General features: G+C 55.1%; 16 protein-coding genes. All 16 read left to right on the forward strand.

Annotated features, from left to right (window positions below; all coding sequences use genetic code 11):
- Window positions 1-149: 149 nt before the first annotated feature.
- A complete protein-coding gene (locus WCE05_RS03685) occupies window positions 150-2,357 on the forward strand; it encodes a bifunctional prephenate dehydrogenase/3-phosphoshikimate 1-carboxyvinyltransferase (RefSeq protein ID WP_253091305.1) in 2,208 nt (735 codons plus the stop codon).
- On the forward strand, window positions 2,354-3,040 hold the full coding sequence (gene cmk / locus WCE05_RS03690; protein WP_368815449.1) for a (d)CMP kinase: 687 nt from the start codon (window positions 2,354-2,356) through the stop codon (window positions 3,038-3,040). Before WCE05_RS03685 ends, cmk begins: the two co-directional genes overlap by 4 nt.
- 124 nt (window positions 3,041-3,164) lie before the next feature.
- Window positions 3,165-4,841 carry a 30S ribosomal protein S1 gene (gene rpsA, locus WCE05_RS03695; RefSeq protein ID WP_225788218.1) on the forward strand — a complete coding sequence of 559 codons (1,677 nt, stop codon included), beginning with the start codon at window positions 3,165-3,167 and terminating at the stop codon, window positions 4,839-4,841.
- Between the two features lie 324 nt (window positions 4,842-5,165).
- A complete protein-coding gene (gene ihfB / locus WCE05_RS03700; RefSeq protein ID WP_225788217.1) occupies window positions 5,166-5,462 on the forward strand; it encodes an integration host factor subunit beta in 297 nt (98 codons plus the stop codon).
- A 19-nt stretch (window positions 5,463-5,481) separates the two neighbouring features.
- A complete protein-coding gene (locus WCE05_RS03705) occupies window positions 5,482-5,745 on the forward strand; it encodes a lipopolysaccharide assembly protein LapA domain-containing protein (protein ID WP_225788216.1) in 264 nt (87 codons plus the stop codon).
- A 103-nt stretch (window positions 5,746-5,848) separates the two neighbouring features.
- On the forward strand, window positions 5,849-7,288 hold the full coding sequence (locus WCE05_RS03710; protein ID WP_368815450.1) for an MBL fold metallo-hydrolase: 1,440 nt from the start codon (window positions 5,849-5,851) through the stop codon (window positions 7,286-7,288).
- 213 nt (window positions 7,289-7,501) lie between these two features.
- A complete protein-coding gene (locus WCE05_RS03715) occupies window positions 7,502-8,548 on the forward strand; it encodes an LPS O-antigen chain length determinant protein WzzB (protein WP_368815451.1) in 1,047 nt (348 codons plus the stop codon).
- Between the two features lie 153 nt (window positions 8,549-8,701).
- Complete coding sequence (locus WCE05_RS03720) at window positions 8,702-8,896, forward strand: hypothetical protein (protein WP_368815452.1); 195 nt, start codon at window positions 8,702-8,704, stop codon at window positions 8,894-8,896.
- A gap of 576 nt (window positions 8,897-9,472) precedes the next feature.
- On the forward strand, window positions 9,473-10,591 hold the full coding sequence (gene wecB, locus WCE05_RS03725) for a non-hydrolyzing UDP-N-acetylglucosamine 2-epimerase (RefSeq protein WP_368815453.1): 1,119 nt from the start codon (window positions 9,473-9,475) through the stop codon (window positions 10,589-10,591).
- 65 nt (window positions 10,592-10,656) lie between these two features.
- Window positions 10,657-11,925 (forward strand): UDP-N-acetyl-D-mannosamine dehydrogenase, encoded by a 1,269-nt coding sequence (gene wecC / locus WCE05_RS03730; protein WP_368815454.1) that lies wholly within the window; start codon window positions 10,657-10,659, stop codon window positions 11,923-11,925.
- Entirely contained in the window at window positions 11,922-13,037 is a 1,116-nt protein-coding gene (gene rfbB, locus WCE05_RS03735; RefSeq protein ID WP_368815455.1) for a dTDP-glucose 4,6-dehydratase, read from the forward strand. Before wecC ends, rfbB begins: the two co-directional genes overlap by 4 nt.
- Entirely contained in the window at window positions 13,034-13,927 is an 894-nt protein-coding gene (rfbD, locus tag WCE05_RS03740) for a dTDP-4-dehydrorhamnose reductase (protein ID WP_368815456.1), read from the forward strand. Before rfbB ends, rfbD begins: the two co-directional genes overlap by 4 nt.
- Window position 13,928: 1 nt before the next feature.
- On the forward strand, window positions 13,929-14,810 hold the full coding sequence (rfbA, locus tag WCE05_RS03745; protein WP_368815457.1) for a glucose-1-phosphate thymidylyltransferase RfbA: 882 nt from the start codon (window positions 13,929-13,931) through the stop codon (window positions 14,808-14,810).
- Window positions 14,807-15,382, forward strand: coding sequence for a dTDP-4-dehydrorhamnose 3,5-epimerase (gene rfbC, locus WCE05_RS03750; protein ID WP_368815458.1), 576 nt, complete (start codon window positions 14,807-14,809; stop codon window positions 15,380-15,382). Before rfbA ends, rfbC begins: the two co-directional genes overlap by 4 nt.
- A gap of 35 nt (window positions 15,383-15,417) precedes the next feature.
- Window positions 15,418-16,680: an oligosaccharide flippase family protein gene (locus tag WCE05_RS03755; protein WP_368815459.1), complete on the forward strand. Its 1,263-nt coding sequence runs from the start codon at window positions 15,418-15,420 to the stop codon at window positions 16,678-16,680.
- Window positions 16,673-17,992 carry an O-antigen polymerase gene (locus WCE05_RS03760; protein WP_368815460.1) on the forward strand — a complete coding sequence of 440 codons (1,320 nt, stop codon included), beginning with the start codon at window positions 16,673-16,675 and terminating at the stop codon, window positions 17,990-17,992. Before WCE05_RS03755 ends, WCE05_RS03760 begins: the two co-directional genes overlap by 8 nt.
- Window positions 17,993-17,995 lie beyond the last annotated feature (3 nt).

The raw sequence follows: 17,995 nt of genomic DNA on the forward strand, positions 1-17,995 counted from the left end.
TCGGGGTCGCTGCGCAAACGCGGTACTTGTGGGAGCGGCCTTGCGTCGCGATGGGCTGCGCAGCAGCCCCCTGCGGTCTCACTGACTGGCATAGTTTCTGAACAGGGTTCGCACACGTGGTTGATGTGGTAGCAAACAAACCGGGGCCGATCATCGGTCGCCTGGTGGTCGTAGGCCTGGGCCTGATCGGCGGTTCCTTCGCCAAGGGCCTGCGTGAAAGCGGCCTGTGCCGCGAGGTGGTCGGCGTCGACCTGGACGCCCCGTCGCGCAAGCAGGCCGTGGCCCTGGGCGTGGTCGACCGCTGCGAAGAAGACCTCGCCGCAGCCTGCGTCGGCGCCGACGTGATCCAGTTGGCCGTGCCCATCCTGGCCATGGAGAAAGTGCTCGCCCGCCTCGCCGACCTGGACCTGGGCGATGCCGTCATCACCGACGTCGGCAGTGCCAAGGGCAATGTGGTGCGCGCGGCCCGTGCGGCCTTCGCCGAGCGCCTGCCGCGCTTCGTCCCCGGCCACCCGATCGCCGGCTCCGAACAGAGCGGGGTGGAGGCCTCCAATGCCGCGCTGTTCCGTCGCCACAAGGTGATCCTCACGCCACTGGCCGAGACCGACCCCGCCGCGCTGGCGCTGGTCGACCGCCTGTGGCGCGCGCTGGAGGCGGATGTGGAGCACATGCCGGTGGAGCGCCACGACGAGGTCCTGGCCGCCACCAGCCACCTGCCGCACCTGCTGGCCTTCGGCCTGGTCGACTCCCTGGCCAAGCGCAATGAAAACCTGGATATCTTCCGGTACGCTGCGGGGGGCTTCCGCGATTTCACGAGAATCGCCGGCAGCGACCCGATCATGTGGCACGACATCTTTCTCGCCAATCGCGAGGCCGTCCTGCGCACCCTGGATACATTTCGCAGCGACCTCGACGCCTTGCGCGACGCGGTCGATGCAGGGGACGGGCACCAACTGCTGGGTGTGTTCACCCGCGCCCGGGTCGCCCGCGAGCATTTCAGTAAAATCCTGGCCCGCCGGGCCTATGTGGACGCTATGAACGCCAACGATCTGATTTTCCTGGCCCAACCTGGTGGCCGCCTGTCCGGACGGATCCGCGTACCGGGCGACAAATCCATATCCCACCGCTCGATCATGCTTGGCTCGCTGGCCGAAGGCACCACCGAGGTCGAAGGTTTCCTCGAAGGCGAGGATGCCCTGGCGACCCTGCAGGCCTTCCGCGACATGGGGGTGGTCATCGAAGGCCCGCACCATGGCAAGGTGACCATCCATGGTGTCGGCCTGCATGGCCTGAAACCGCCACCCGGGCCGATCTACCTGGGTAATTCCGGCACCTCGATGCGCTTGCTGTCTGGCCTGCTGGCCGCCCAGCCGTTCGACGTGACCATGACGGGCGACGCTTCGCTGTCCAAGCGCCCGATGAACCGTGTGGCCAACCCGCTGCGCGAGATGGGTGCCGTGGTCGAGACCGGCCCCGAGGGCCGTCCGCCGCTGACCATCCGTGGCGGTCACACGCTCAAGGCGCTGAACTACACCCTGCCGATGGCCAGTGCCCAGGTCAAATCCTGCCTGCTGCTGGCCGGCCTGTACGCCGAAGGCACCACCACCGTCACCGAGCCGGCGCCGACCCGCGACCACACCGAGCGCATGTTGCGCGGCTTCGGCTATGCCGTGGAGTCCAACGGCCCGGTCGCCTCGCTGCAATCCGGCGGCAAGCTCACCGCGACCCGTATCGAAGTGCCGGCCGACATCTCCTCGGCAGCCTTCTTCCTGGTGGCGGCGTCCATCGCCGAGGGTTCGGAGTTGGTGCTCGAACACGTCGGCATCAACCCGACCCGCACCGGCGTGATCGACATCCTGCGCCTGATGGGCGGTGACATCACCCTGGAGAACCAGCGTGAAGTCGGCGGCGAGCCGGTGGCCGACCTGCGCGTGCGTGGGGCGAAGCTCAAGGGGATCGAGATCCCGGAAAACCTGGTGCCGCTGGCCATCGACGAGTTCCCGGTGCTGTTCGTCGCCGCGGCCTGTGCCGAAGGCCGTACCGTGCTGCGGGGCGCCGAGGAACTGCGGGTCAAGGAGTCCGACCGTATCCAGGTCATGGCCGACGGCCTGGTCACCCTGGGCGTGAAGTGCCAACCGACCCCGGACGGCATCATCATCGACGGCGGCCCGATCGGGGGGGGCGAAGTGCATGGCCACGGCGACCACCGTATCGCCATGGCCTTCAGCGTGGCATCGCTGCGTGCCACGGCGCCGATCCGCATCCATGACTGCGCCAATGTCGCCACCTCCTTCCCGAACTTCCTGGCGCTGTGCGCTGAAGTCGGCATCCGTGTTGCAGAAGAGGGCAAGTCGTGAGTTCGCAAGCACCGGTCATCACCATCGACGGGCCAAGCGGCTCGGGCAAGGGCACCGTGGCTGGCCTGCTGGCCCGCGAGTTGGGCTGGAAGCTGCTGGACTCCGGCGCCCTCTACCGCCTGCTGGCCTTCAACGCCACCAACCACGGCGTCGACCTGACCAACGAGGAACTGCTCAAGGCCTTGGCCGCCCATCTGGATGTGCAGTTCATCGCCGCGGAACCGGGTAAGCTGCAACAGATCATCCTCGAAGGCGAGGATGTCAGCAATGTCATCCGCACCGAGACGGTCGGCGCCGGCGCCTCGATGGTCGCCTCGCTGCCAGCGGTGCGCGAAGCGTTGCTGCAACGCCAGCGTGCCTTCCGCGAAGCCCCCGGGCTGATCGCCGATGGCCGCGACATGGGCACCGTGGTGTTCCCGGACGCGCCCTTGAAGGTCTTCCTCACCGCCAGTGCGGAGGAACGTGCTCGACGCCGTTATTTGCAGTTGAAGGCGAAGGGCGATGATGTTAGTCTGGCGAGTCTGCTAGATGAGATTCGTGCGCGCGACGAGCGCGACACCCAGCGTGCGGTAGCCCCGCTGAAACCAGCGGCCGATGCCATCCAGCTGGACTCCACCGAGTTGTCCATCGAGCAGGTGTTGCAACGCATCAGGAGCGAGCTCGCCCAGCGCGATCTGCTCTGATAGCCAGGAAGGCAGGCAGGGTCACCAGTCAACGTCCTGCCGGTCTTCCTTTACATGAACGAAACCCACATTGTCTGGAATGTGGCGATGGGCGTCTGTTTCGCCCGAATCTACAGGAATTAAAATGAGCGAAAGCTTTGCAGAACTCTTTGAAGAAAGCCTGAAAACCCTCAATCTGCAGCCGGGCGCGATCATCACCGGTATCGTTGTCGACATCGACGGCGACTGGGTTACCGTTCACGCTGGCCTGAAGTCCGAGGGCGTCATCCCGCTCGAGCAGTTCATCAACGAAGCTGGCGAGCTGACCATCAAGGTCGGTGACGAAGTTCACGTTGCGCTGGACGCGGTCGAAGACGGCTTTGGCGAAACCAAGCTGTCCCGTGAAAAAGCCAAGCGCGCCGAGTGCTGGATTGTTCTGGAAGCAGCTTTCGCCGCCGAAGAAGTGGTCAAGGGCGTTATCAACGGTAAGGTTAAGGGCGGCTTCACTGTCGACGTTAACGGCATCCGTGCGTTCCTGCCAGGCTCCCTGGTCGATGTCCGCCCTGTGCGCGACACCACCCACCTGGAAGGCAAAGAGCTGGAATTCAAGGTCATCAAGCTGGACCAGAAGCGCAACAACGTTGTCGTTTCCCGTCGCAGCGTGCTGGAAGCCGAGAACAGCGCCGAACGCGAAGCCCTGCTGGAAACCCTGCAGGAAGGCCAACAGGTCAAGGGTATCGTCAAGAACCTCACCGACTACGGTGCCTTCGTGGACCTGGGTGGTATCGACGGCCTGCTGCACATCACCGACATGGCTTGGAAGCGCATCAAGCACCCGTCGGAAATCGTCAATGTTGGCGATGAAGTCGACGTTCGCGTCCTGAAGTTCGACCGTGAGCGCAACCGCGTTTCCCTGGGTCTGAAGCAGATGGGCGAAGATCCATGGGTCGCCATCACCTCGCGCTACCCAGAAGGTACCCGCGTACAGGCTCGCGTCACCAACCTGACCGACTACGGCTGCTTCGCCGAGCTGGAAGAAGGCGTCGAAGGTCTGGTACACGTTTCCGAAATGGACTGGACCAACAAGAACATCCACCCGTCGAAAGTCGTTCAGGTTGGCGACGAAGTGGAAGTCATGGTTCTGGACATCGACGAAGAGCGTCGTCGTATCTCCCTGGGCATCAAGCAGTGCAAGTCCAACCCATGGGAAGACTTCTCCAGCCAGTTCAACAAAGGTGACAAGATCACCGGTACCATCAAGTCGATCACCGACTTCGGTATCTTCATTGGCCTGGAAGGCGGCATCGACGGCCTGGTTCACCTGTCCGACATCTCCTGGAACGAGTCCGGCGAAGAAGCCGTACGTCGCTTCAAGAAGGGCGACGAGCTGGAAACCGTCATCCTGTCGGTCGATCCAGAGCGCGAGCGCATCTCCCTGGGTATCAAGCAACTGGAAGACGATCCGTTCTCCAACTTCGTTGCTCTGAACGACAAGGGCGCTATCGTCAAGGGTACCGTCAAGGAAGTTGACGCCAAGGGCGCCATCGTCACCCTGGCCGACGACATCGAGGCTACTCTGAAGGCTTCCGAAATCAGCCGTGACCGCGTCGAAGACGCCCGTAACGTGCTGAAGGAAGGCGACGAGATCGAAGCCAAGATCATCAGCGTCGACCGCAAGTCCCGCGTCATCAGCCTGTCCATCAAGTCGAAGGACGACGCTGAAGAGCGCGAAGCCATCCAGAGCCTGAAAAACGCTCCGGAAGCGGCTGCCGACACCACCATGGCTGCGCTGCTGCGCGAAGCGATGGCCAAGCAGAACTAAGTTCTGTTTGATCGGTAAAAGAGGGCGACCTTCGGGGTCGCCCTTTTTTTTTGAGCTTTGTTGCGGGGTGGATAAGGGCGTCGTGGGTTTTGGTCGGCAAATCGAGCGCCGCCCGCGCGATCTTGCAGGCACCATGCGCCTTAAGGTGTGCCCCCCCTCGGCCCCAACCCAATCCCTGCCAAGCCCATCCAGTTCAAGACATATTTCACTTCGTTCAATCTTGAATTTTTTTATTAAGTCAAGAACCACCCTGTTCAAATCTGCCGTACCGTGCTACAAACTGGTTAAGCAATGATCTAGCTGCTTGATAACGAAGGGAAAAATATGACGAAGTCGGAGCTGATCGAACGTATTGTCACCCATCAGGGGCTGCTCTCGTCCAAGGACGTGGAGTTGGCCATCAAGACCATGCTTGAGCAGATGTCACAATGCCTGGCCACTGGCGATCGCATCGAGATCCGTGGTTTTGGCAGCTTTTCCCTGCACTACCGGGCGCCACGGGTAGGTCGCAACCCCAAGACCGGCCAGTCGGTGAACCTCGAAGGCAAGTACGTGCCACACTTCAAGCCAGGCAAGGAACTGCGCGACCGGGTCAACGAAGAAGACCAGGTCCCGCACTGATCGAAAAAGGAACAGCCTGATGCGTAACCTCAAGCGCGCCATCGCGGCGTTGTTCGTGCTGCTGTTGGCGGCAGTGGTCCTGTTCTTCGTTCTGGAGAACCAGCAAACGGTATCCCTGATGCTGTTCGGCTGGTCGGCGCCGGCCGTGCCGGTGGCGATCCTGGTGCTGGCAGCATTGGTCGTCGGCCTGGCCGTTGGCCCGTTGCTGGGGGCTTATGGCGTATTGCGCAGCAAGCGCAAGATCCGAGCTGCTGCGCGCGAGGCGGCGCTGTCTCGTAGTTAAAGGGCTTTTCCTATGCTGTTTTGAGAATCCTCTGACGTAAGTGCAGGCAGAGGCATGGAGTAATAGGGCGCTTCACTTCTCGCACCCGAAAGGCATCAGCAGCATGGCATATCCCGCCCTTGCGCATCATGGCGGCACCCGGGGTGTCACCGGTTCCTGCCACCAGTTGCACCTCGACAGCACTACCAGTCTCCTGATCGACTGCGGCCTGGAACAAGGTGCCGAAGCCAGCCCCGAGGGTGAGTTTTCATCCCTAGGCTTCGCTATCGAAGGCATTCAGGCCCTGGTCATCACCCATGTCCACCTCGATCATGTGGGCCGGGTCCCCGCGTTGCTCGCCGCCGGTTACCGCGGCCCGATCCTCTGCAGCGAACCCTCGGCGGTGCTTCTGCCGCTGATTCTCGAAGACGCCTACAAGCTCGGCATCAGCAGCGAACCCACCCACGTGGCCCGTTACCTCGAGTTGTTGAATGGCCTCATCGAGCCCGTGCCGTTCGAACAGTGGTACCGCGTCGTCGACCGTGAGGGGCTGCAGTGCCGTATACGCCTGCAGCGTGCCGGCCACCTGCTCGGCTCGGCCTATGTGGAGTGCGATGTGCGTTACACGCAAGGTGAGCCAAGTACCCGTGTGGTCTTCTCCGGCGACCTCGGCGCCCCCTGCAATCCTTTGCTGCGCCCCCTGCAGCCTCCGGAGCGCGCCGACCTGTTGGTGCTGGAAAGCACCTACGGCGATCGTCTGCATCCCGACCGTAGCGAACGCCAGCAGCGCCTGGAGGCCGCCATCGATCGCGCCCTGGCCGACCAGGGTACCATTCTCATCCCTGCGTTCAGCCTTGGCCGTACTCAGGAGCTGCTGTACGAGATCGAAGACATCCTTCATCGCAAGGCCTTGCTGGCTAGCCCGACCGAGAAGGCTGACGGCGATCCTCTGGACTGGTCCCAACTCCCCATCATCCTCGACTCGCCCCTGGCTCAACGGGTGACTCGGGCATATAGGGCGCTGCACCAGTACTGGAATGACGAAGCCAGGCAGCGGCTGGGGGAGGGGCGTGATCCTCTCGGGTTCGGTCAGTTGATCTGTGTCGACACGCATGCCAGGCATCAGCAGGTCGTCAATTACCTCAAGAGCACGGGGCGGCCTGCTATCGTTATTGCTGGTAATGGCATGTGTTCTGGTGGGCGAATCGTCAATTACCTCAAGGCCATGCTGGGGGATCCACGGCATGAGGTGATGTTCGTTGGGTATCAGGCCAGAGGGACGCCTGGGGCTTTCATTCAGGCCAGCCAGAAGGCTGGAGGCGTGGTGGGGGTTGACCTGGATGGACGAATGCTTGAGATTCGTGCGAAGGTCATGACGCTGGAGGGGTATTCGGGGCATGCCGACCAGGAAGGCTTGGTGCGGTTTGCTCTAGGGCAAGGCAATGCGGTGAAAAAGGTTGTACTTGTGCATGGTGAGGGGAAGGCGAAGCAGGCGCTGGCCCAGGCGTTGCGGCGGTGCTTCTCGAGGCTGGGATTGGAGCTGGAGATCAGCATACCGGGATGACCGCTTGGCGGAGGGCTGGGGGTTGGTCGGGAAGCGGGGAACTTCCTCGGTTGAGTTGCCTCTACTATTGATTAATGCTTAGGCATAAGGCACAACGAGCAGGTTGGCAAAATGACGCTACGCTTCACTAAGGCCCTATATTTCCGACAGACGGACGGTTGATGGGGCCGCCGGAGCATGCGGATAGACGTGAACCAAGGAAAAACACAGTAGATGCGCGATAATCGTGAACGCCTGAGAAGTGGTGATGAAATTAGTCTATTCGAACTGATCCAAGGAGCTTGGCGACAAAAGGTCTGGATGATAGCCGCAGCAGTACCGGTATTTCTCGTAGGGGTGGTTTACGTGATGGTGGCAAAGCCGGTTTACGAGGCGAAGCTGTATGTGCAACCCCCCAGTCAAACAGACATCGCTCAGTTGAATTACGGTCGAGGAAGTGAAGTCGGGCTTGGTGTTTGGACGGTCAAGGATGTCTATGAGGTTTATCTGAGGGCCCTGCAGTCGGAAGCGTTACGGAATAAGTTTTTCCGTACAGTATATCTGCCTAGTCTGCCGGAGAACGAGCGCGGCGGTTCGTGGGATTTATTGTATAGAGAATATGCAAAGGCGTTAAATGTAGCAGTTGCTGCGAAGGACTCCCCAAGCCGCTATGTAATCACTGTCAATGTTGAAGACCCTCAACGGGCTGCCAGTTGGGCTGTTCGCTATGCTGAGATGGCTGCGGATGTCGCGAAGCCAGAAGTGCTGAAAATTAACCAAAGTGAGATGCAGGTCAAAGCCGACAATATTGAGCAACAGATCGCTGGAGATAGGGCAAGCGCACGCAAGGAACGAGAAGACCAAATCGCCAGGCTGAAGGAGGCTCTGGTAGTAGCAAAAGCCATCGGGCTGAAAAAACCCCCATTGATCTCGGGAGCACTATCAACTGAAGTGTCTGCGGTCATGGAGGGTAGTTTGAGCTACATGCGTGGTAGTGATGCCTTGGAAAAAGAGATCGCCAACCTTGAGTCGCGTGCATCAGACGACCCCTTCATTGAGAACTTGAGGAGGAAGCAGCAAGCGTTAGAGCTGTATCGTAATCTGAAAGTGGGTGCTGAGGTTGTCTCCGTGTACCGACAGGACGGTGCTGTCGAGCAGCCGGTGACACCTGTCAAGCCGAAGAAGATGTTGGTGCTGATTCTTACCGCGCTTTTCGCTACTGTTTTTGGGGTGTTTGCTGGTGTTGCGCGCAGTCAATGGTTGCGTATGCGTGAGGGCTAGCTGGGGCTGCTGCCTGAATGATGAGCATGGCTAGGCCTTTTGCTAGGGGCGGGAAGTGCGAGAATGGACAGAGATTGTACTGCTGGGTGAATGGCCAGTTAAAAGGTAATAAAGCTCCTGTCTCGATCTATCTCTAACTGACAGGCTCGTGACGTGAGCAACTTATCTCACGCTTCCCACCCTGCACCTCAGGAAGCGTTTGATTTGTTTTGCCTTGCCAAGGATTATACCCATTTGGGCGAAGCGCCAGAGCGGACTTTCTCCAATCTTAATGAGTTATTTGAAATTAAGCAGCTGGATCCGAAGCCATTATATTTAATTTCTGCGTTTGCTGGCTTGAAGATGTGACATGAGAATGGTATCGATGGGGGCTCATTGTCTTAATGATCCTTTCTCATATGCAATTATTTGTGAACGGGCTCGGCTAGCTCGACGCCTGAAAATTATTATTGCAAACCAGATTCGAGAAGTTGATGCGAGGCTTGGCTTGGCGGTTTATGAGTGTGAGAACGATAAAGATACACATATCCAAAAAATATGCAATAAACCTAGTGAAGCTTCAAGATGAGCTCGCAGCGCTGCGAGCGGAGCTGAAGCGAGAGGCTCGTTTGGTGTACTTTAATGAATCCATTGTGATCACTCGAGGTCTAGGGTTGAAGAAGTCCGCCAGCCCTACATCGGTATCTAATGTGAATCGGAAGTGGCGTATTGCTACTATGGCTGCACATGAGCAATGTGAGCCATGAGGATGGGCTGGCTCAGAAGGGAGAGCAGTTAAGCGAGTTACGTTCTGGCGTGAGGGGTACAAAAACCGGTAATACTGCTGCTCTAGAGGCTGGAAAAAGGTATAAAGGGCTTTGAATCGCTCACACGGTTTCGTAATCGCATTTGATGCTGACATAAGTCAGTTTGGAGCTTGTAGTCTTGAAAACATTATGTGTGTTTGGTACCCGCCCCGAAGCCATAAAAATGGCGCCTTTGGCACTCGCGCTTGCGGCTGATTCTCGTTTCGATGCGAGGGTTTGTGTTACCGGTCAGCATCGAGAAATGCTTGATCAGGTGCTGGGGCTTTTTGGCATCGAGCCACATTTTGACCTCAATATTATGAAGTCCGGACAGGATTTAACGGATGTAACCGTTGCTATCTTGCAAGGCATGAAAGAGGTCTTTCGACATTTTCGTCCAGATATTGTGTTGGTTCATGGTGATACAGCAACGACCTTTGCTACGACGTTGGCTGCATATTATCAACAAATTCCTGTTGCCCACGTCGAAGCTGGATTACGGACAGGAAATCTCTACTCACCTTGGCCAGAAGAAGCGAATCGTAAGCTAACTGGTGCACTTGCTAAATTGCATTTCGCTCCTACAGAAACGTCGAGTGCGAATTTACTTCGAGAGGGTGTAGACGTCTCCGGGATTGTAGTTACCGGAAATACGGTAATTGATGCCTTGTTGGATGTAGTCGATCGTCTGAAAACTGATGATGACTTAAGAGCGACCGCGGCGGCTCCGACAGCATTCCTAGATGCCGAGAGGAAAGTGATTTTAGTGACTGGCCACCGCCGAGAGAGCTTCGGCGAAGGTTTTGAGCGTATTTGTCAAGCACTTTCCGTCGTTGCCAAGCAACACCCTGATGTTGAAATCGTGTATCCAGTGCATCTGAATCCGAACGTCCGTGAGCCTGTGAATCGGTTGCTGAGTGGCATCAAGAACGTACATCTGATCGAACCACTTGACTATTTGCCATTTGTGTATTTGATGAGCCGCTCTTATATCATCCTCACAGATTCCGGTGGTATCCAGGAGGAAGCGCCTTCACTCGGCAAGCCGGTATTGGTCATGCGGGACACCACTGAGCGACCGGAGGCTGTAGAGGCTGGTACCGTGCAACTCGTCGGTACCAAAGTGGACCAGATCGTGAGCGCCCTTAGTCGCTTGCTTGATGACGAGCAAGCATACCGTGCGATGAGCTACGCCCATAACCCTTATGGGGACGGCGCTGCCAGTCAGCGCATAATTGAGGCGCTTCTCAAAATTTAAAGAATGATCATCGCAAGTCGAAGCGATAATTGGATCAGCGGAACACTTGAATTGTAAGGATTGACATGGCATTCGAAACTATTTCGGTTATTGGTCTCGGGTATATTGGACTGCCAACCGCTGCGGTATTCGCTTCGCGGAAAAAGCAGGTGATCGGCGTCGATGTGAACGCGAAAGCCGTTGAAACGATCAATCAGGGAAACATTCATATCGTAGAACCTGATCTCGACATGGTGGTTCATGCTGCGGTCACCAATGGTTACCTGCGCGCCACTTCCGTACCCGAGCCAGCTGATGCGTTTCTAATTGCTGTTCCCACTCCGTTCAAGGCGGATTACGAGCCAGACCTGAGCTATATCGAGTCCGCTTGTAAAGCCATTGCTCCTGTACTCAAGACGGGGGATTTGGTTATTCTGGAGTCGACTTCCCCTGTCGGAGCTACTGAACAGATGTCGGCTTGGTTGGCCGAAGCTCGTGCGGATCTGACTTTCCCTCAAACCCATGGGGAAGACTCTGATATTCGCATTGCACATTGTCCGGAGCGCGTATTGCCTGGTCATGTACTCCGTGAGCTGGTGCAGAATGATCGTGTTATTGGTGGAATGACACCTAAATGCTCTACCGCTGCGGCTTCGCTCTATCAAATTTTTGTAGAGGGCGAGTGTGTAATTACTAACGCGCGTACTGCGGAAATGTGCAAGCTGACTGAAAATAGCTTCCGTGATACGAATATTGCGTTTGCCAATGAACTTTCCATTATTTGCGATGAGTTGGGAATCAATGTTTGGGAGCTTATTCGCCTCGCCAATCGGCACCCCCGTGTTAATATTCTTCAGCCGGGCCCTGGGGTCGGCGGACATTGTATCGCTGTCGATCCCTGGTTCATCGTTAGTAAGACACCTGAGCTGGCTCGGCTGATCCGTACTGCGCGAGAAGTCAACGATAGCAAACCGTTCTGGGTGCTCGATAAGGCAAAGCTGGCGGTTGCCGAGTACCTGCAGGCCAACGCTGACAAAACCGCTAAAGACGTCACGATTGCGTGCCTGGGACTGGCATTCAAGCCTGATATCGATGACCTCCGGGAGAGCCCTGCGGTTTCAATTGTCCAGCATATCCAGGGGGCACACCCTGGCAAGGTTTTGGCAGTGGAGCCCAATATCACCGCATTACCATCCAGCTTGGCTACCGGGCTCGAGTTGGTCGATATTCAGACTGCATTGCAGCAAGCCAATATCCTGATTCTTCTGGTAGATCATAAACAATTCAAGAATATCAAGCACGATCGTATCGATGCCCTCAAGGTGGTGGATACGCGAGGAGTGTGGTCGGCATGAAAATCCTTGTGACTGGCGGTGCAGGGTTTATCGGCTCTGCGGTGATTCGGCATATCATCGATCACACTGAACACAGTGTCTGCAACGTAGACAAGCTGACCTATGCCGGTAATCTGGAATCTTTGGCGAGCGTCAGTGACAACGAGCGGTACTGCTTCCGGCGCGTCGATATTTGTAACCGCGCTGCTTTGGCAGAGGTTTTTCATGAGTTTCGACCCGACGTGCTAATGCATCTTGCTGCGGAGTCACACGTTGATCGCTCTATCGATGGGCCTGCGGCATTCATTGAGACCAATATAGTCGGCACGTACAACCTGTTGGAAGTCGCGCGTGAGTACTGGAATAAATTAGGTGAGCCCAATAAATCAACGTTCCGTTTTCATCATATCTCCACCGATGAGGTCTATGGTGACTTGCACGATACGTCTTCGTTGTTTACCGAGGCGACGCCTTACGCACCGAGTTCCCCTTACTCGGCAAGTAAGGCTAGTTCCGATCATTTGGTACGTGCCTGGAAGCGAACTTACGGTTTGCCCACGCTGATTACCAACTGTTCCAATAATTATGGCCCGTACCACTTCCCAGAAAAGCTGATCCCGTTGATTATTCTCAATGCCCTTCAGGGTAAGCCGTTGCCTGTTTACGGTAAGGGTGATCAGGTTCGGGACTGGTTGTATGTTGAAGACCATGCCCGTGCGCTTTACCAAGTACTTACGTGTGGCCAGGTAGGCGAGACCTACAATGTCGGTGGCCACAACGAAAAGAAGAATATTGACGTTGTCAAGACGCTCTGTTCTATCCTTGATGAGTTGAAGCCTCTGGCTAGCAATACGGCGGCTTGTGCGGCGATGCGTGCGTCTGGCCTTGAGGGGAAGGCCTATGAAGAATTGATTTCGTATGTGAAGGACCGACCTGGTCATGATCAGCGTTATGCAATCGATGCCTCGAAAATCGAGCGTGAGCTTGGCTGGAAACCTGATGAGACATTCGAGTCAGGTATACGCAAAACGGTCCAATGGTACCTGGACAACCCTTCATGGGTGGAGCGCATCAAGAGCGGTGCTTATCAGTCTTGGCTCGACAAGCAATACGGCGATGGTTCGCAAGCATGAAGATCTTACTGTTGGGTCAGGATGGTCAGGTCGGCTGGGAACTGAAGCGCTCATTGCAGTGCCTGGGTGAAATTGTTGCGCTTGGTAGACAAGGGCAGGGCGCCTTGATAGGGGATCTTGCTGATTTGTCAGGGTTGCAGCGGACGCTGGAAGTGGTCAAGCCGGATTTTATCGTTAACGCCGCGGCCTATACCGCAGTGGATAAAGCAGAAGCCGACCAGGCGCTTGCATTTCGTATCAATGCCGAAGCTGTAGGCATCTTGGCTGATTACGCTGCTAGCAGCGGCTGCTGGCTCATCCATTACTCTACCGATTACGTATTTTCGGGCGGGGGGCGTGCGCCGTGGGCAGAGCAAGACACGGTATCACCACTGAACGTTTATGGGCGTAGCAAACTGGAGGGCGAGCGTGCCATCCAGCGTAGTGGCTGCAGTCACCTTATTTTCCGTACCAGTTGGGTGTATGGCACGCGTGGGAACAATTTTGCCAAGGTGATGTTACGTTTGGCATCTGAAAGGCAGAAGCTCCAGGTAGTGAGCGACCAGGTAGGCGCTCCCACAGGGGCGGAGCTGATTGCGGATGTCACCGCTCATGCACTCAAGGCCGCGGCGACCGGTGCTATCGATGGTGGCATTTATCATCTCGCGGCTGGTGGGGAAGTGAGTTGGCATGGATATGCCTGCCACGTGATCGAAACTGCGCGTGCACTGGGTATGCAACTGCGCGTAGAGACGGTTGAAGAAATCCCGAGTCGTGCCTACCCAACGCCTGCTCAGCGGCCACTTAATTCACGTATGGATACAAGTCGGGTGCAGGCCGCACTCAGGATAAGGCTACCCGTGTGGCAAGAGGGTGTTGATCGCATGCTGACAGAGATACAGGGTTTATAACATGAGTCGTAAAGGTATTATTCTCGCTGGTGGCTCGGGCACTCGGTTGCACCCGATCACTTTGGGTGTGTCGAAGCAATTGTTGCCTATCTACGATAAGCCCATGATTTATTACCCGCTGTCGATATTGATGCTGGCGGGGATACGGGAAGTTCTTATCATTTCCACGCCCACGGATCTTCCTAATTTTCGCAACCTTCTGGGTGATGGGCGTCAGTTTGGTATTTCTCTGAGTTATGCAGAGCAGCCTTCCCCAGATGGGCTTGCGCAGGCATTCATTATTGGTCAGGAATTTATCGGTGATGATGACTGCTGCCTGATTCTGGGCGACAACATTTTCTATGGTCAGCACTTTTCCGAGCATCTAAAAAAAGCCGGAGCGCGTAAGCATGGTGCCACTGTGTTCGGATACCATGTCTCGGGCCCGGAGCGCTTTGGCGTCGTTGAATTTAATACGGCTGGCCAAGCCATAAGCATCGAGGAGAAGCCGAGTGCGCCTAAATCGAACTACGCGGTGACCGGCTTGTACTTCTACGATAATCGTGTGGTGGAGGTTGCCAAGTCCATCAAGCCATCCGCCAGGGGGGAGCTGGAAATCACTGATATCAATCGTTTCTACCTTGAGGACCGCAGTTTGAGCGTCGAGATGCTTGGGCGCGGGTTTGCATGGCTGGACACAGGCACCCATGCCTCCTTGCTCGAAGCAGGTCAGTTCGTCCATACCATCGAGCAACGCCAAGGCCTGAAAGTGGCCTGCTTGGAGGAGATTGCCTTCAATCAAGGGTGGATCGACCAGTCCGAATTGGCGGAACAAGCTGCACGGCTGAAAAAAACGGACTACGGTCAATATCTGGCTTCTCTGATAGAGGGGCGCCACGCGTGAAACTTACCCAAACCGCGATTCCAGACGTCGTAGTAATCGAGCCTAGAGTATTCGAGGACGAGCGAGGTTGCTTCTTCGAAAGTTATAACGATCGCACGTTCCACTCTGCGCTTACTGAACTCGGGCTAGAAACACCTCGGCCATTCGTGCAAGACAATCATTCTTCTTCAAGCCGCGGTGTATTGAGAGGACTGCATTTTCAGGCCGCGCCTTACGCACAAGGGAAGCTGGTTCGTGTGGTAAAAGGTGCAGCGTTCGACGTTGCCGTTGACATTCGGCCGGACTCAAGCACTTATGGAGAATGGGTAGGCGTAGAGTTGAGCGCAGCAAACAAGAAAATGCTCTGGATTCCCGAGGGTTTCGCCCACGGGTTCGTAGCATTAGAGGATGATACACATTTTCTGTACAAGACCACTGATTACTACAACAAGGAAGCTGAGGGTTCGCTGATATGGAGTGACCCTACGCTTGCTATCGACTGGCCTATCGAACTGCGCGGTGAACTAATTATCTCTGAGAAAGACGCCGACGCTATGCCTTTTGACAAACTGCACGCAAGGCTTGTGCGTTAGGCTAAATAGGCGATAGTTAAAGTGAAAGAATGCTGATGAGATTTAAGTCCAATGCAGTGAATGCCTTGTCTCTTGTGGCGATTCAAGGGGCTAATGCATTGTTCCCATTGTTTGTATTCCCCTATTTACTAGTGGTGTTAGGGAAAGATGCGTTTGCCAGCCTTGTCGTTGCCGAGGCCGTGGCTTTTTATGTGCTGACGATATGTCTCTACAGTTTCGACACCAGCGGAGTGCAGGCGATCATCGAGTCTAGGAAGCATGGACGCCCGGAGAACGAAGCAGCGTGCTTTTTCAATATGCTTGGCGCGCGATTGGTGCTGTTCTTCGTCTCAGCTATCATGTTGATCAGCGGTAGTGCTTTAGTGCCTGGAGCGAAAACGGAACTTTTAGCGATCTGGTTGATATTTGTTTTGGGGATGATATTGCAGAGCAATTTTTATTTTCAAGCGATCGAGCGAAATTTCGCATTAGCAGTCAGCATTACTACCTCGAGGTTCGCGGCTGTAGGCGCTATATACTTACTGGTACACGATGCCGCTGATTTGGTTGTCGCATGTGTGATTTTAGCTGGGAGTTTCCTGGCTTCTGGCGTTGTGGCAATTATTATTGTCATGCGTCATTTCGGAATTTCGTCGCTGCGCTTTATTAGTCGACGCGAGATTGCTTTGAATCTTGTTGAGGGGCGCCATTTATTTTTTGGCAATCTCTCGGTGACGCTCTTCCGTGGTGCGAATGTGTTGATTTTGTCAGCGCTTTCAGACGCGGCGGCTGTGGCTGCTTATGCGCTTTCAGAAAAAATAATCAAGAGCATTCAGGCGCTGGCACGTCCCTTGAATCAGGTTTTTGCTCCCAAGGCGGTCAAGGCTTGGTCATTGCTCGATGAAAAAGAAAAGAGACCAGAAATGGCGCGCTCGTTGATATGGCGGAGCACCCGTCTGCAGCTCCTGATGATGCTGGTTTTATTGCCACTTACAGTGGGTGCGATATGGGCTGGTCATGAGTTTGGTTTTCTGCCTGGGTTCGAGGGTGAGACGGTCTTGCTCATTGCGCTGATGGCTCCGGCGGTCATGTTTGGTGTTGCGAATGCAATGTTCGGGGCGGTAGGGCTGAACTTACTCAATGCCCAGGCATATTTTGCGTCTGCCGTGTTCCTTGTTGGTGCATGCATATTCGTGCTGTCGCTTGTGTTGTCGCATGTATTCAACGCCTTTGGTGCAGCCTCTGCATTCGTGTTGGCAGAGCTGTTCCTGTTAATCGCATTTCTCAGGAAATATAAAGGGAAGACTGATCGTGGATGAATTCTGGTTTTTCAAAGTGGTAAACCTATTCATCGCGTCTCTTTTCCTGGTCGGCGCATGGTGCTCACGTAAAGGGGTGGGCGTGTGGCTCAACCCGGCTTCAATTTTGTTCCTGTTTTGGTTTCTTTATACGGCCCTCCCACTCCTGGCGGCTTTTGAAGCGCCTGTTAACCCCTTGGCCTTGATTTATATATTGACGTTCTGCTTGGCATTCTCATTATCAGGGCTAGTGTTTTCATGGTCGAAAGCGTTCGCCTTGAATGATCTTAAACTCAATGCTCAGTTCTATTTTGATGGTGGGTTGTATTCGCTGGTATTTTACCTTATGGCGGTATTTTCAGCCATCATGATTTTCATTGGCGTGCTCCAGCAGGGTATCTCTATTGATCAGGTGATCGAGAATCCAATATCGGCTGGAGGGGTATATGCTGGAAAACGTTACTCCGGCGAAATTGTTTCTAGTGTATATGCTCAGCTTGGGCTTCAAGCTAGCTACTGTACAGCGATTCTCGGGGGGCTGATATACGGTGCCCGTTCACACGGACGCTCCAGGAAGCTAGTGTTGGTTTTTTCATTTGTCCCGGCCTTGCTGGTTATGGCAATGCAAAGTGCGAAAGGATTATTTTTCTTTTCTATATTTTTGTTCTTGGGTGGTATCCTGGTTACTCGTATTTATAATAAAAATTATACGCTTATTGATGCGAAAGGTTTTCGTAGTTTGTTTGTGTGCGGGCTGTTGGTGCTGCCAGTGGTTATCGCCTCTTTCCTGTCGCGTGGGATTTACCAGCTTGATGATCTGGGGCAGGTTTTAAACAGGCTTCGGTTTTACTTGGTGACCTACTCTTCAGTGCACTTGCCGGCATTTTCGGATTGGTTTTCCGAGCGTTTTTTAGGGGAGTCGCTCATGAACTACAAGCATGACTACCTGACGGGAGGGTTTTATACGTTTATGTCGTTCTTTCAGTTGGCAGGTGATAATCGAGAACTGCCAATGGGTATATATGATGAGTATTATACTTATGGCGACTATGTCAAGGGGAATCTTTTTACGATATTTCGTGGTTTGATTAATGATTTTGGTTTGGTGGGGAGCGTGCTCTTTGGTTTTGCTCTTGGCTTGTTGTGTAATATGTTCTACTGGCACTTATTGTGTAAGCGCGAAAGTGCGTTTGCCGTTGTGTTCTTTATTTTTTTTGTGGCGTTCACTTATCAAACCTATATTGTTAGTTCCTTGACCTGGCTGACTCTGCCATTCGTGTTTCTTATTCAGTGGCTTATGCTGTCCTGTTTGATAAAATCCAAGATTCGCTAATGA

Origin of the sequence: Pseudomonas sp. I2 (assembly GCF_040984075.1) — a bacterium.
GTDB classification, from domain to species: Bacteria; Pseudomonadota; Gammaproteobacteria; order Pseudomonadales; family Pseudomonadaceae; genus Aquipseudomonas; species Aquipseudomonas guariconensis_B.

What these genes read in the sequence shown, in the direction of transcription:
- rpsA (WP_225788218.1), top strand. Translation starts at nt 3,165, where the DNA reads ATGAGCGAAAGCTTTGCAGAACTCTTTGAAGAAAGCCTGAAAACCCTC.
- ihfB (WP_225788217.1), top strand. Translation starts at nt 5,166, where the DNA reads ATGACGAAGTCGGAGCTGATCGAACGTATTGTCACCCATCAGGGGCTG.
- WCE05_RS03705 (WP_225788216.1), top strand. Translation starts at nt 5,482, where the DNA reads ATGCGTAACCTCAAGCGCGCCATCGCGGCGTTGTTCGTGCTGCTGTTG.
- WCE05_RS03710 (WP_368815450.1), top strand. Translation starts at nt 5,849, where the DNA reads ATGGCATATCCCGCCCTTGCGCATCATGGCGGCACCCGGGGTGTCACC.
- WCE05_RS03715 (WP_368815451.1), top strand. Translation starts at nt 7,502, where the DNA reads ATGCGCGATAATCGTGAACGCCTGAGAAGTGGTGATGAAATTAGTCTA.
- wecC (WP_368815454.1), top strand. Translation starts at nt 10,657, where the DNA reads ATGGCATTCGAAACTATTTCGGTTATTGGTCTCGGGTATATTGGACTG.
- rfbB (WP_368815455.1), top strand. Translation starts at nt 11,922, where the DNA reads ATGAAAATCCTTGTGACTGGCGGTGCAGGGTTTATCGGCTCTGCGGTG.
- rfbD (WP_368815456.1), top strand. Translation starts at nt 13,034, where the DNA reads ATGAAGATCTTACTGTTGGGTCAGGATGGTCAGGTCGGCTGGGAACTG.
- rfbA (WP_368815457.1), top strand. Translation starts at nt 13,929, where the DNA reads ATGAGTCGTAAAGGTATTATTCTCGCTGGTGGCTCGGGCACTCGGTTG.
- WCE05_RS03755 (WP_368815459.1), top strand. Translation starts at nt 15,418, where the DNA reads ATGAGATTTAAGTCCAATGCAGTGAATGCCTTGTCTCTTGTGGCGATT.